General features: G+C 40.1%; 9 protein-coding genes, 2 tRNA genes and 2 rRNA genes. All 13 read left to right on the forward strand.

The features are described from left to right. Positions 1-82: 82 nt before the first annotated feature. The 13 genes from ruvA to AYC65_RS00195 all read left to right on the forward strand — a co-directional run bounded on the left by ruvA (position 83) and on the right by AYC65_RS00195 (position 14,584). Positions 83-670, forward strand: a complete 588-nt coding sequence (ruvA, locus tag AYC65_RS00140; protein ID WP_034870740.1) for a Holliday junction branch migration protein RuvA — start codon at positions 83-85, stop codon at positions 668-670. Positions 671-796: 126 nt separating this feature from the next. Then, positions 797-1,174: a glycine cleavage system protein GcvH gene (gene gcvH, locus AYC65_RS00145; RefSeq protein WP_034870741.1), complete on the forward strand. Its 378-nt coding sequence runs from the start codon at positions 797-799 to the stop codon at positions 1,172-1,174. Next, on the forward strand, positions 1,167-1,550 hold the full coding sequence (locus tag AYC65_RS00150; RefSeq protein WP_052114760.1) for a VanZ family protein: 384 nt from the start codon (positions 1,167-1,169) through the stop codon (positions 1,548-1,550). Before gcvH ends, AYC65_RS00150 begins: the two co-directional genes overlap by 8 nt. A 250-nt stretch (positions 1,551-1,800) precedes the next feature. Further along, positions 1,801-1,950: a hypothetical protein gene (locus AYC65_RS20640; protein WP_162275840.1), complete on the forward strand. Its 150-nt coding sequence runs from the start codon at positions 1,801-1,803 to the stop codon at positions 1,948-1,950. A gap of 563 nt (positions 1,951-2,513) precedes the next feature. Further along, on the forward strand, positions 2,514-4,193 hold the full coding sequence (ilvD, locus tag AYC65_RS00155) for a dihydroxy-acid dehydratase (RefSeq protein WP_034870742.1): 1,680 nt from the start codon (positions 2,514-2,516) through the stop codon (positions 4,191-4,193). 25 nt (positions 4,194-4,218) lie between these two features. After that, positions 4,219-5,973 carry a biosynthetic-type acetolactate synthase large subunit gene (ilvB, locus tag AYC65_RS00160; protein WP_034870743.1) on the forward strand — a complete coding sequence of 585 codons (1,755 nt, stop codon included), beginning with the start codon at positions 4,219-4,221 and terminating at the stop codon, positions 5,971-5,973. 41 nt (positions 5,974-6,014) lie between these two features. Then, positions 6,015-6,602, forward strand: coding sequence for an acetolactate synthase small subunit (ilvN, locus tag AYC65_RS00165; protein ID WP_021346995.1), 588 nt, complete (start codon positions 6,015-6,017; stop codon positions 6,600-6,602). A 43-nt stretch (positions 6,603-6,645) separates the two neighbouring features. After that, positions 6,646-7,698: a ketol-acid reductoisomerase gene (gene ilvC / locus AYC65_RS00170; protein WP_034870744.1), complete on the forward strand. Its 1,053-nt coding sequence runs from the start codon at positions 6,646-6,648 to the stop codon at positions 7,696-7,698. Positions 7,699-7,831: 133 nt separating this feature from the next. Then, positions 7,832-9,073, forward strand: coding sequence for a threonine ammonia-lyase IlvA (ilvA, locus tag AYC65_RS00175; protein WP_034870745.1), 1,242 nt, complete (start codon positions 7,832-7,834; stop codon positions 9,071-9,073). A 611-nt stretch (positions 9,074-9,684) separates the two neighbouring features. After that, positions 9,685-11,201, forward strand: a 16S ribosomal RNA gene (locus AYC65_RS00180). A 205-nt stretch (positions 11,202-11,406) separates the two neighbouring features. Beyond that, positions 11,407-11,480 (forward strand) — tRNA-Ile (locus tag AYC65_RS00185). 88 nt (positions 11,481-11,568) lie between these two features. Then, a tRNA-Ala gene (locus AYC65_RS00190) sits at positions 11,569-11,642 on the forward strand. Between the two features lie 160 nt (positions 11,643-11,802). Beyond that, positions 11,803-14,584, forward strand: a 23S ribosomal RNA gene (locus tag AYC65_RS00195). Together the 16S and 23S rRNA genes with 2 tRNA genes alongside form the textbook arrangement of a ribosomal RNA operon. Positions 14,585-14,690 lie beyond the last annotated feature (106 nt).

Raw genomic sequence — 14,690 nt, forward strand, 5'->3', positions numbered from 1 at the left:
GTATAAAAGCATCTTTCCATTGGAAAGATGCTTTTTGTTTTCAGGATAATAACTTTATATTTATAAAAATTTTAAAACTAAGATGATTAATTTTCTAAGAGGGAAAGTACACGAGCTTACACCTGCATATGCTATTCTGGACATTAATGGTATTGGTTACTATGTCGGGATCAGCCTGCAGACTTCACAGAAACTTTCACAGGGGAGTGAAGCTTTCCTTTATACCCAGCAAATTTTCAGAGAAGATGCTCAATTGCTTTTCGGTTTCAGTACACTTACCGAAAAAGAAGTCTTCAATTTGTTAATCAGTGTAAATGGTGTAGGAGCCGTTTCAGCTTTAATTTTACTATCATCATTGGATATCCCGGATATTGCAAGTGCTGTTCTGAATAACCAAAGTGTTGTTCTGCAAAAAGTAAAAGGAATTGGCGCAAAAACAGCAGAAAGAATTATTGTTGACCTGAGAGATAAAATGTTGAAGTATAGTGATGTCAATGAAGCTTCTCTGAATAATGTTGTAGACAATAAGATAAAAGAAGAGGCCCTTTCAGCATTGGAAGTTTTGGGTATCTCCCGTAAAATGTCTGAAAAAATAGCAGATAAAATAATAAAATCAGATCCGGAAATAAATATAGAAACACTTGTAAAACAAATATTAAAGAGTATTTAATATATTGTAAATGTTTTACATCTGTAATCTGCTATTATAACTCCTTTAAAATTTAGCAGATTATGGTGTTGTAAATTTTGCAACATGCATTTTTTGAATTAAATTTGACAAATAATAAAAATTAAAATGAATATTCCTTCAGAATTAAAGTACACTAAAGACCACGAGTGGGTAAAAATTGATGGCAATGTTGCTGTTATCGGTATTACAGATTTTGCACAAGGCGAATTAGGAGATATCGTTTTTGTTGATGTAGATTCAGTAGATGATGATCTTGCTTCAGGTGAAGTTTTTGGATCTGTAGAGGCAGTTAAAACTGTTTCTGATCTTTACTTACCTATCGCTGGAAAAGTAATCGAATTCAATGCTGAATTAGAAGATGCCCCAGAATTAGTAAACCAGGATCCATACGGAAAAGGATGGGTTATTAAAGTTGAAATAGCTGCTGATGCCGATACTTCAGAATTACTTTCTGCTGAGGATTATCAGAATATAATTGGATAAGATATCTAAAATATCCCGTAAGATTTTGCCCATTTATTGGGCATTTCTTACTTATTTACTACTTAGACCGGGTTCAGAAGATAGCGAACATTGGTTTATGTTCCCTTATTTTGATAAGGTAGCACACATGGGAGTATTTGCAGGATTAGGATTTTTACTAAGCTTAGCATTCCCAAAATTAAAATTCTTTACTTATATCCAAATCATGCTATGCTTTGCGTTTCTTACTGAAATTCTTCAGGACGAAATGCGATTGGGCAGGGCAATGGAAGGATTAGATGTTGTTGCCGATACAACAGGCGCTTTAATAGGTTATCTGGCCTACCTATTTCTATTCAAAAGACTACAAAACTTGCACAATTCTGTTAATAAATAGACTTAACTTCCGTTTAAGTTTTTTATATCAATTTTTACTTCAGATACATTATCAAAACTAAAAACAGATTGCTTTCAGTTCTTTGCTTGTTTAGAGATATTGATTTTTCATTTGAATTATATTCACTTCCCTGATCAAGATAACGTTCCGGAAGAACGCTCTGAATATTTATAATTATAATTTATAGAGATAAAGCTCCTAAAGGAGCTTATCATTAATTATGATGAACTACATTTTCTGTACTTATAATATGAGAAATCGGAAAGATGCTCCGGAGGAACGTGATCTGTGTAAAAAACAAATGTATAAAAAAGTAAGTATTCCGGAGGAATACTATCTCGTAACAGTAATATTCTCTCTCTCTGGGATTTGTACGGATTCAGACAAACATTGTCTTTAACAATTTGTCAGATTGATGAATCTTCAATAAAAATCTATGAGAAATATAGTCTTTTATATTCACAATAGTTTCAGATAACATTCATTTATAAGTGATTTTAGAATCTGATTTTCAATATACTACTACCGGAACTTTATCCATAATTAGTTTTTATTTACAAATGAATATAATGTATTATTATGGTTTATTTGTTAAATAATTATTAATTAATTTATTTGTTTTATGTCAATGATTTATAAAATCTAACAAGTGTTCGTGAAAATTAAAATTCAAAATTTCTGAAAAAATATTTGGTTATTCCAAAAAACCTCCTACCTTTGTCACAACAAAACCTAAAAATAAATCTTACTTAAATAATTAAACACTCGTGGCGAGATTAGTCATTAATATTATTGTCATTATTATTCAGAACAAAAGTTTTGGATCGGGGCGATATGTGTTTAAGTAAGTAGGCATAAACTTATAAAAGCAAAAGCGGCTTTCTCGATTCAAGAGAAAGCCGCTTTTTTTATGGATAAAATCGAATAACAAAAGCGAACAAAAAATTAAATAATAAGTAAGTAATGGAACTAAACAAATATTCAAAGACAATTACACAAGATCCGACACAGCCGGCAGCGCAAGCTCAGTTATATGCTTTGGGCTTAACAGATGATGATTTAAGAAAAGCACAAGTCGGGATCGTGAGTATGGGATATGACGGGAATCCGTGTAATATGCATTTGAATGGTTTATCACAACATGTGAAATACGGTGTATGGGAGAATGATCTGGTAGGACTGATTTTCAATACAATTGGTGTAAGCGACGGGATGAGTAATGGTACAGACGGAATGCGTTATTCACTGGTAAGCAGAGATGTTATCGCGGATTCTATTGAAACAGTTTGTGGTGCGCAGTACTATGATGCTGTAATTACAGTGCCGGGATGTGATAAAAATATGCCAGGTTCTATTATTGCTATGGGAAGATTGAATCGCCCGTCTATTATGGTTTACGGTGGAACAATTGCTCCGGGGCATTACAAAGGCCAGGATCTGAATATCGTTTCTGCGTTCGAAGCTTTGGGGCAGAAAATTGCCGGCCAGCTGGATGAAGAAGACTTCAAAGGAATTGTGAAAAATAGTTGCCCGGGAGCTGGAGCATGTGGTGGAATGTACACTGCAAATACAATGGCATCCGCAATTGAAGCAATGGGAATGAGCCTTCCATATTCCAGTAGTAATCCTGCACTAAGTGATGAAAAGAAGAAAGAATGTGAAGCCGCAGGTAAATATATCAAGATCCTGATGGAAAGAGATATTAAGCCAAGTGATATTATGACGCGTAAAGCTTTTGAAAATGCAATTACCGTGATTATGGTTCTAGGCGGAAGTACAAATGCTGTATTACACTTTTTGGCAATGGCCAAAAGTGTGGGAGTTCCTCTTACTCAGGACGATTTCCAGAAAATTAGTGACAGAGTTCCAGTATTGGCAGATTTTAAACCTAGTGGTAAATATCTAATGGAAGATTTGCATAAAAAAGGTGGAGTACCAGCAGTAATGAAATATTTGCTGAAAGAAGGATTGATAGACGGAAGTTGTCTTACTGTTACCGGGAAAACAATTGCTGAGAATCTTGAAGATGTTCCGGATCTGAATTTTGAAGAACAGGATATTATTTATCCTCTTGAAAATCCTTTAAAGAAAACAGGTCACCTGCAAATCTTATACGGAAACCTAGCAGAAAAAGGAAGTGTTGCTAAAATCAGCGGCAAAGAAGGAGAAAAATTTGAAGGTCCTGCAAGAGTTTTTGATGGAGAGAAAAAACTAATAGAAGGAATTTCTTCCGGAAAAGTGAAAAGCGGAGATGTGGTCGTTATTAAAAATGAAGGACCAAGAGGTGCACCGGGAATGCCGGAAATGCTAAAGCCAACATCGGCCATTATCGGTGCCGGATTAGGAAAATCTGTAGCACTGATCACTGACGGAAGATTTAGCGGCGGTACCCATGGATTTGTCGTCGGGCATGTGACACCGGAAGCTTTTGATGGTGGCCTGATCGGATTAGTGGAAGACAATGATATTATTGAAATTGATGCTGTGAATAATAGCCTTACACTAAAAGTCTCTGATGAGGAAATTGCACAAAGAAGAGCAAACTGGCAGCAACCAAAACTAAAAGTGACCAGCGGAGTACTTTATAAATATGCTAAACTGGTAAAAGATGCATCGCAGGGATGCGTAACAGACGAAGATTAATCACAGACGATTCAAAAATACAACTATGGAAACGACTCAGATACAAGATAAAGCAATACAAACAGATAGTAAAAACTTATTTAAAGAAGGAGATACAATTTCCGGTTCTCAGGCCCTATTGGATGCATTAGTTGCTGAAGGTGTACATACTATTTTTGGTTATCCCGGAGGAGCAATTATGCCGATTTATGATGCATTATACGATTTTCAGGATACGCTAAAACATATTTTAGTACGTCATGAGCAAGGCGGAATTCATGCAGCGCAGGGATATGCCCGTACGAGTGGAGAAGTGGGTGTTGCGTTTGCAACTAGCGGTCCGGGTGCTACCAATTTAGTAACCGGATTAGCTGATGCCCAGATAGATTCAACACCGCTTGTATGTATTACCGGGCAAGTATTTGCACATCTTTTGGGAACAGATGCATTTCAGGAAACTGATGTAATCAATGTAACTATGCCAGTTACCAAGTGGAATTATCAGGTAACGGATGCTACGCAGCTGCCAGCGGTTTTAGCAAAAGCATTTTTTATCGCGCGTTCCGGAAGACCAGGACCTGTACTAATAGATATTACTAAAAATGCTCAGTTGCAACAATTTGAATATCCGGGATATACGAAGTGTGATCATTTACGCAGTTATCGTCCGAAGCCAATTGTAAGAAACGAATATATTGAAAGAGCCGCTGAAATTATTAATGAGGCTAAAAAACCATTTGTAATCTTTGGACAGGGAGTCATTCTTGGAAAAGCAGAAAAAGACTTTCTCAATTTTATTGAAAAAGGAAATTTTCCGGCTGCATGGACTATTATGGGGGAAAGTGCAATTCCTACCGATCATCCTTTAGGAGTTGGTATGTTGGGGATGCATGGTAATTACGGACCAAATGTTTTAACAAACGAATGTGATGTTTTAATTGCTATAGGCATGCGTTTCGATGACCGTGTAACCGGACGATTGGACAAATATGCAAAACAGGCACAGGTGATTCATCTGGATATAGATCCTGCAGAAGTAGATAAAAATGTAAAAACTACCGTTCCGGTTTGGGGAGATTGTAAAGAAACTTTGCCTCTTCTTACTAAGCTTATAAAAAGTAATGATCATAGCGAATGGCTTGCTGAATTCAGAAAGTATGAAGCTGAAGAAGAAAAGCAATGTATACAACCGGAAAAAAATCCTGAAGGAGAAGTATTATCCATGGCAGAAGTTCTGGAAGCTCTGAATGAGCTTACCAATGGAGATGCTGTTATTGTAACAGATGTTGGGCAGCACCAGATGGTAGCTTGCCGCTATGCAAAGTTTAATCAAACACGTTCTAATATTACTTCCGGTGGCTTAGGGACAATGGGGTTTGGACTTCCTGCAGCTATCGGTGCTAAATACGGCGCTCCTGACAGAACTGTAGTAGCCATTGCGGGAGATGGTGGTTTTCAGATGACTTTACAGGAACTGGGAACTATTATGCAATATGATATAGATGTGAAAATACTGATTCTGAACAATGAATTCCTTGGGATGGTGAGACAATGGCAAGAGCTGTTTAATGACCGCAGATATTCATCTGTAAATATTACAAGTCCAAACTTTGTAGCATTAGCCGGAGCTTATGGAATTCATGGTAATTCTGTTAAAGTTCGTACTGATCTGAAGGCAGCATTGAAAACGATGCTGGAGCATAAAGGTTCTTATTTACTAGAAGTAATGGTAGGAAAAGAAAATAATGTATTTCCAATGGTTCCGCAAGGATGTAGTGTAGCAGAAATCAGATTGAAATAATCTTTGTTTTCAATGAGAGTTTAACAATAAAGATCAAAAAAATGAAACAACAATATACAATCACCGTTTATGCCGAAGATCAGATAGGCTTATTAGCCCGTATCACAATCATATTTTCCAGAAGAAAAATCAATATAGACAGCCTTAATACATCCGCTTCTGAAATTCCAGGAATTCACCGTTTCACTATTTTAATTGATGAGACCGAAGAAGTGGTGCGCAAACTATGTCGCCAGATTGAAAAACAAGTAGAAGTATTGAAGGCATATTATGATACAGACCAGGAAATTGTATGGCAGGAAATGGCATTGTTCAAGGTTCCGACTAAACAGGTTACTGAAAAAATGGTAGTAGAACGACTGTTACGTGAATATGGAGCGCGGGTTCTGGCGATCAGAGAAGATTTTACTGTTTTCGAAACGACCGGACACAAGGAAGAAACGGAAAAGCTAATTAAAGTTTTTGAAAACTATGGCCTCATAGAATTTGTTCGCAGTGCACGCATTGCAATCATTAAAAAAAGTGAAGGCTTCCACAAAAAAATTAAAGAATTTGAGGCAAAAGAACCTGGCGAAGAAGTTCAGGAAAATGAATTCTTAAATGAAAACGAGAAGGTTTTCACAATGTAATTAAACAACTATAAATAATATAAAACATTAAAAATTAATAAAAATGGCAACAATTAATTTCGGAGGAGTAGAAGAAAAGGTAGTAACAAGAGAAGAGTTTCCTTTAGAAAAAGCAAGAGAGGTACTTAGTCATGAGACAGTAGCTGTTATCGGTTATGGAGTACAAGGGCCTGGGCAGGCACTAAACCAAAAAGACAATGGTGTTAATGTTATCGTTGGACAGCGTAAAAACTCTAAAAGTTGGGATAAAGCTGTTGCAGACGGATTTGTTCCTGGGGAAACATTGTTCGAAATCGAAGAAGCACTAGAGAAAGGTACTATTATTTGCTATTTATTAAGCGATGCTGCACAAATCGAGTTGTGGCCAACAGTACAAAAGAATTTAACACCAGGTAAAGCATTATATTTCTCTCACGGTTTCGGAATTACTTTCAATGAGCAAACAGGAATTGTTCCTCCAAAAGATGTAGATGTGTTCTTAGTAGCGCCTAAAGGTTCGGGAACGTCATTGCGTCGTATGTTCCTTCAGGGAAGAGGGCTTAACAGTTCTTATGCAATCTATCAGGATGCTACAGGTAAAGCTAAAGACCGCGTAGTAGCATTAGGTATTGCTGTAGGTAGTGGTTATTTGTTTGAAACAGATTTCAGAAAAGAAGTTTTCTCCGATCTTACAGGAGAAAGAGGGACGTTAATGGGAGCTATCCAAGGGATTTTTGCTGCACAATACGAAGTGTTAAGAGCCAATGGACACTCGCCATCAGAAGCTTTTAATGAAACTGTTGAAGAATTGACACAATCTTTAATGCCATTAGTAGCAGAAAACGGAATGGACTGGATGTATGCAAACTGTTCTACAACCGCACAAAGAGGTGCTTTAGACTGGTGGAAGAAATTCAGAGATGCAAGTAAGCCTGTGTTCGAAGAGCTATATGAAAGTGTAGCAACCGGAAAAGAATCTCAGCGTTCTATTGACAGTAACTCACAAACGGACTACCGTGAGAAACTAAACCAGGAATTAGCCGATCTTCAGCAAAGCGAAATGTGGCAGGCTGGTAAGGCTGTTCGTAGCCTTCGCCCGGAAAACCAGAATGTATAATTATCAATAAATAATAAGATCCCTCTCCTGTAATGGGAGAGGGATTGTTTTATAGTGAAACTTCATACATATATATAAGGTATACCTTATATATATGTATAACAAAAATGAAACTTAAGTTTAAGTATATATAATGATGATGAATTTAAATTTTTCAGAAGCGGCACAACGAGTCAAAGACGTTGTGATCCATACGCCTCTTCAGCTTAATCTGAATCTTTCGAAGAAATACAATTGTAATGTTTATCTGAAAAGAGAAGATCTTCAGGTTGTACGCTCCTATAAATTAAGAGGAGCTTATAATATGATGAAATCTTTATCTGCGGATGAGCTAAAAAAAGGAGTTGTATGTGCTAGTGCAGGAAATCATGCACAGGGGGTTGCTTATAGCTGTAACAGAATGGGAGTAAAAGGAGTGATATTTATGCCAAGTATTACACCAAAACAAAAAATTGACCAGACCAGGATGTTTGGAGATTCCAACATCGAGATTATTCTGACCGGTGATACTTTCGATGACTGTGCAGCAGCAGCTAAAATTTACACTGAAGAAAAAGGAATGGTATTCATTCCGCCTTTTGATCATGAACGAATTATTGAAGGACAAGGAACTGTAGGTGTAGAATTGTATGATGATCTGAAGAATATAGATTATATTATTATTCCAAACGGGGGCGGAGGTTTGTGTGCTGGCATAAGTACATTTGTGAAATCCGTAAGTCCGGAAACAAAAATTATTGGGGTTGAGCCTGAAGGTGCGCCATCCATGACTTTAGCACTGAAAGAGAGACAGCCAAAAGAAGTTCCTTCAATAGATAGATTTGTAGACGGAGCAGCTGTAAAGAAAGTCGGGCAGCTTACCTATAATATATGCAGTCAGAATCTGGATGATATGTTATTGGTTCCTGAAGGGAAAGTATGTACTACCATTTTACAGTTATATAATAAGGATGCAATCGTAGTTGAGCCTGCCGGAGCTCTTTCTGTAGCTGTACTGGACCAGCTTAAAGAAGAAATAAAAGGTAAAAATGTAGTTTGTATAATTAGCGGAAGCAATAATGATATTGACAGGATGCAGGAAATAAAAGAGCGTTCCTTATTATATGAAGGCTTAAAACATTATTTTGTTTTGGAATTTCCTCAGCGTCCAGGTGCCTTAAAAGAATTTGTCACCAATATTATGGGAGAAAATAATGATATTACCTACTTTCAGTTTTCTAAAAAGAATAATAAAGAAAGTGGCCCTGCGGTAATAGGTATTGAGGTAGAAGCCCCTGAAGACTTTGAGAATCTGAAAAAAAGAATGGATCAGAATATGCTGAAATATACCTATCTTAATAATGATCAGCTTCTGTTTAATAACCTTATTGGGTAGTTAGCTCATTGTGGATAACTGGGGGTAACTTTGTAAACCTCTGTATATAGCTTGTTTGAATATATAAGATATGCACATTTGGTCTAAACCAATCAATTCGATTTGTTTTTTATAGAGTAGTTGCCCTATCTTTGTAGTCACCTTTTTAATCAAGGTAAGCGCAGAGATCATAAACAATTAAAGATATTCAAAACTTTTTCAAAAAAGTCTTTGTCGTTCTAAAAAGTTTTTCTACTTTTGCAGTCCTAAACAATGAGAGTTGTGAGGGGAGCAGGAGATAATTGAGACTAGGAAATCGATTAAAATTTTTTAGAAAAAAGATTTGGTCATGTTGATAAAATTTATTAGTTTTGCCCACGCAAAAATGGTTAATAAAAGGACTGTTAGAGCGGAGTAGAGTTAATAAAGATGACTGAAAAAAAAACTTCAAAAAAAGTTTTGTAAATCGGGAAAAAGTTTTTATCTTTGCACTCGCAAATCTGAAACAACTGACAGAGTAGATTTCGGAGAAAGCGAAAAGAATAAAAGATCATTGAAAATAAAATAACAACCAAGTAAGAAAAACCAAAGCGTCAATTTTAAATTGAGTTGAGTTTAAGGAACACAAACATACAATGGAGAGTTTGATCCTGGCTCAGGATGAACGCTAGCGGGAGGCCTAACACATGCAAGCCGAGCGGTAGAGATTCTTCGGAATCTTGAGAGCGGCGTACGGGTGCGGAACACGTGTGCAACCTGCCTTTATCAAGGGGATAGCCTTTCGAAAGGAAGATTAATACCCTATAATATATGATTCGGCATCGGATTATATTGAAAACTACGGTGGATAAAGATGGGCACGCGCAAGATTAGCTAGTTGGTGAGGTAACGGCTCACCAAGGCGACGATCTTTAGGGGGCCTGAGAGGGTGATCCCCCACACTGGTACTGAGACACGGACCAGACTCCTACGGGAGGCAGCAGTGAGGAATATTGGACAATGGGTGCAAGCCTGATCCAGCCATCCCGCGTGTAGGAAGACGGCCCTATGGGTTGTAAACTACTTTTATCTGGGGATAAACCTACTTACGTGTAAGTAGCTGAAGGTACCAGATGAATAAGCACCGGCTAACTCCGTGCCAGCAGCCGCGGTAATACGGAGGGTGCAAGCGTTATCCGGATTTATTGGGTTTAAAGGGTCCGTAGGCGGACTGATAAGTCAGTGGTGAAATCCGACAGCTTAACTGTCGAACTGCCATTGATACTGTTAGTCTTGAGTAAGGTTGAAGTGGCTGGAATAAGTAGTGTAGCGGTGAAATGCATAGATATTACTTAGAACACCAATTGCGAAGGCAGGTCACTAAGTCTTAACTGACGCTGATGGACGAAAGCGTGGGGAGCGAACAGGATTAGATACCCTGGTAGTCCACGCCGTAAACGATGATTACTCGTTTTTGGATTTTAGGATTCAGAGACTAAGCGAAAGTGATAAGTAATCCACCTGGGGAGTACGTTCGCAAGAATGAAACTCAAAGGAATTGACGGGGGCCCGCACAAGCGGTGGAGCATGTGGTTTAATTCGATGATACGCGAGGAACCTTACCAAGACTTAAATGGGAAATGACAGATTTAGAAATAGATCCTTCTTCGGACATTTTTCAAGGTGCTGCATGGTTGTCGTCAGCTCGTGCCGTGAGGTGTTAGGTTAAGTCCTGCAACGAGCGCAACCCCTGTCACTAGTTGCTAACATTAAGTTGAGGACTCTAGTGAGACTGCCTACGCAAGTAGAGAGGAAGGTGGGGATGACGTCAAATCATCACGGCCCTTACGTCTTGGGCCACACACGTGCTACAATGGCCGGTACAGAGGGCAGCTACCTAGTGATAGGATGCAAATCTCGAAAGCCGGTCTCAGTTCGGATTGGAGTCTGCAACTCGACTCTATGAAGCTGGAATCGCTAGTAATCGCGCATCAGCCATGGCGCGGTGAATACGTTCCCGGGCCTTGTACACACCGCCCGTCAAGCCATGGAAGCTGGGGGTACCTGAAGTCGGTGACCGTAAAAGGAGCTGCCTAGGGTAAAACTAGTAACTAGGGCTAAGTCGTAACAAGGTAGCCGTACCGGAAGGTGCGGCTGGAACATCTCATTTTAGAGCGTCCAAAGGACGATAAACAAAATTAAGGTACTTAAATGTACTGCTTACTTAAACAAAGCACAGCTTTGGTTTTACTTTGGTTGCTATAAAAAAGATAACCCCTTAGATTAGTAACAGGGATAGAGAGATTTTAGATTATAAATAATAGGTTTTAGATTGAATTTAAAATTAAGGATTTAAAATTTAAAATTAAAATTGAAGTCTCGTAGCTCAGCTGGTTAGAGCGCTACACTGATAATGTAGAGGTCGGCAGTTCGAGCCTGCCCGAGACTACTAATTAAATTAGAGGTTAGAAATAAGAAATTAGAATTTAGTTTAATACTAGAATCTAAGGACTAAAGACTAACATCTTAACTAAGAGGGGGAATTAGCTCAGCTGGCTAGAGCGCCTGCCTTGCACGCAGGAGGTCAAGGGTTCGACTCCCTTATTCTCCACAGTTTTGTTGGACTGATACAAGTATACGAATAGAGCCAAAACAAATATTCGTTTATCAGGAAGACAGAAAGAATTAAAGATCATTGACATTAACGGTAAAATTGACATCACAAAGAGATAACCGAGCACTCCTTGAGTGCAGAGTAAAATAAAATTAGGAAAGAAATCGTTAAGGGCGTATGGCGGATGCCTAGGCTTTCAGAGGCGAAGAAGGACGTGGTAAGCTGCGAAAAGCTGCGGGGATTGGCACACACGAGTTGATCCGCAGATGTCCGAATGGGGCAACCCGGCATATTGAAGATATGTCATCTCGTCTTCGGACGAGAAGCAAACCCGGAGAACTGAAACATCTAAGTACCCGGAGGAAAAGAAATCGAAGAGATTCCGTAAGTAGTGGCGAGCGAAAGCGGATTAGCCCAAAAGTCTTTATATGTTTAATAGAACACACTGGAAAGTGTGGCCATAGAGGGTGATAGCCCCGTATATGAAAGGCATACATAGATGATAAATGAGTAGGGCGGGACACGTGAAATCCTGTCTGAATATGGGGGGACCATCCTCCAAGGCTAAATACTCCTGAAAGACCGATAGTGAACAAGTACTGTGAAGGAAAGGTGAAAAGCACTTCGAATAGAAGGGTGAAATAGAACCTGAAACCGTACGCCTACAAGCGGTCGGAGCAGCTATATGCTGTGACGGCGTGCCTTTTGCATAATGAGCCTACGAGTTAATCTTACTAGCGAGGTTAAGGACTTAAGGTCCGGAGCCGTAGCGAAAGCGAGTCTGAATAGGGCGCTTAGTTAGTGGGATTAGACGCGAAACCTTGTGATCTACCCATGGGCAGGTTGAAGCTTTGGTAACACAAAGTGGAGGACCGAACCGGTTGACGTTGAAAAGTCTTCGGATGACCTGTGGGTAGGGGTGAAAGGCCAATCAAACTGGGAGATAGCTCGTACTCCCCGAAATGCATTTAGGTGCAGCGTCGATATAGTTTATTAGAGGTAGAGCTACTGATTGGATGCGGGGGTTTCATCGCCTACCAATTCCTGACAAACTCCGAATGCTAATAAATGATTGTCGGCAGTGAGGGCATGGGTGCTAAGGTCCATGTCCGAGAGGGAAAGAACCCAGACCAACAGCTAAGGTCCCTAAATATATGCTAAGTTGAAAGAACGCGGTTGGACTGCATTGACAGCTAGGATGTTGGCTTGGAAGCAGCCATTCATTTAAAGAGTGCGTAACAGCTCACTAGTCGAGCGGTCCGGCATGGATAATAATCGGGCATAAGCATATTACCGAAGCTATGGCAGTATTTAATACTGGGTAGGGGAGCATTCTATTTGCGCCGAAGCAGTACTGTGAGGTATTGTGGAGCGGATAGAAAAGAAAATGTAGGCATAAGTAACGATAAAGGGGGCGAGAAACCCCCTCACCGAAAGACTAAGGTTTCCTCAGCCATGCTAATCAGCTGAGGGTTAGTCGGGGCCTAACGCGAAGCCGACAGGCGTAGTGGATGGACAACGGGTTAATATTCCCGTACCAGTATATTAATAAAAGTGACGGAGTTGGAAACTAGGTGCGTACTGACGGAATAGTACGTTGAAGTAACTGCGAGGTTACGATAGTACAGCAAATCTTCGGATGCGCTGATAATCCTGGGGACCCGCTTCCAAGAAAAGCGAAATATACTGCCCGTACCAAAACCGACACAGGTAGTCGAGGAGAGAATCCTAAGGTGCTCGAGTGAGTCGTGGCTAAGGAACTAGGCAAAATAGTCTCGTAACTTCGGAAGAAGAGACGCCTCCCTCCGGGGAGGCCGCAGTGAAGAGGCCCAGGCGACTGTTTATCAAAAACACAGGACTCTGCTAAATCGAAAGATGCTGTATAGGGTCTGACACCTGCCCGGTGCTGGAAGGTTAAGGAAGGTGCTTAGAGGTAACTCGAAGGCATTGACTGAAGCCCCAGTAAACGGCGGCCGTAACTATAACGGTCCTAAGGTAGCGAAATTCCTTGTCGGGTAAGTTCCGACCTGCACGAATGGTGTAACGATCTGGGCACTGTCTCAGCCACGAGCTCGGTGAAATTGTAGTATCGGTGAAGATGCCGATTACCCGCAATGGGACGAAAAGACCCTGTGAACCTTTACTATAACTTCGTATTGACTTCGAGTAAACAATGTGTAGGATAGGTGGGAGGCTGTGAAGCAGGCACGCTAGTGTTTGTGGAGCCAACGTTGAAATACCACCCTTTGTTTACTTGGAGCCTAACTTCTACGGAAGGACATTGCGTGGTGGGTAGTTTGACTGGGGTGGTCGCCTCCAAAAGAGTAACGGAGGCTTTCAAAGGTACCCTCAGCACGCTTGGTAACCGTGCGTAGAGTGTAATGGCATAAGGGTGCTTGACTGTGAGACCTACAAGTCGATCAGGTGCGAAAGCAGGACATAGTGATCCGGTGGTTCCGTATGGAAGGGCCATCGCTCATAGGATAAAAGGTACTCCGGGGATAACAGGCTAGTCTCCCCCAAGAGCTCACATCGACGGGGAGGTTCGGCACCTCGATGTCGGCTCGTCACATCCTGGGGCTGGAGAAGGTCCCAAGGGTTGGGCTGTTCGCCCATTAAAGTGGCACGCGAGCTGGGTTCAGAACGTCGTGAGACAGTTCGGTCTCTATCTATTGCGGGCGTTAGATGTTTGAGAGGGCTTGATTCTAGTACGAGAGGACCGAATTGAACAAACCTCTGGTGTATCAGTTGTACCGCCAGGTGCACCGCTGAGTAGCTATGTTTGGAAGAGATAAGCACTGAAAGCATATAAGTGCGAAACTCGCCTCAAGATGAGACATCTTTTAAGGGTCGTTGTAGATGACGACGTTGATAGGCTATAGGTGTAAAGGCAGTAATGTCATAGCCGAGTAGTACTAATTACCCGTAGATTTATAGCCTAATAAGGCTTAAAGCTAAAAGCAATAAGTAAGCTTTGCAAAAATACTTAAGGAGTGCGCTAAAGGTTATGCCTTTGTGATGTTGAAACTACCGAAAATGGTTTGT

Origin of the sequence: Elizabethkingia bruuniana (genome assembly GCF_002024805.1) — a bacterium.
In the GTDB taxonomy this organism is placed as follows: Bacteria; Bacteroidota; Bacteroidia; order Flavobacteriales; family Weeksellaceae; genus Elizabethkingia; species Elizabethkingia bruuniana.

Bases quoted from the DNA above. Each gene is read 5' to 3' on its own strand.
- ruvA (WP_034870740.1), top strand. From the start codon at position 83: ATGATTAATTTTCTAAGAGGGAAAGTACACGAGCTTACACCTGCATAT.
- gcvH (WP_034870741.1), top strand. From the start codon at position 797: ATGAATATTCCTTCAGAATTAAAGTACACTAAAGACCACGAGTGGGTA.
- AYC65_RS20640 (WP_162275840.1), top strand. From the start codon at position 1,801: ATGAGAAATCGGAAAGATGCTCCGGAGGAACGTGATCTGTGTAAAAAA.
- ilvD (WP_034870742.1), top strand. From the start codon at position 2,514: ATGGAACTAAACAAATATTCAAAGACAATTACACAAGATCCGACACAG.
- ilvB (WP_034870743.1), top strand. From the start codon at position 4,219: ATGGAAACGACTCAGATACAAGATAAAGCAATACAAACAGATAGTAAA.
- ilvN (WP_021346995.1), top strand. From the start codon at position 6,015: ATGAAACAACAATATACAATCACCGTTTATGCCGAAGATCAGATAGGC.
- ilvC (WP_034870744.1), top strand. From the start codon at position 6,646: ATGGCAACAATTAATTTCGGAGGAGTAGAAGAAAAGGTAGTAACAAGA.
- ilvA (WP_034870745.1), top strand. From the start codon at position 7,832: ATGATGATGAATTTAAATTTTTCAGAAGCGGCACAACGAGTCAAAGAC.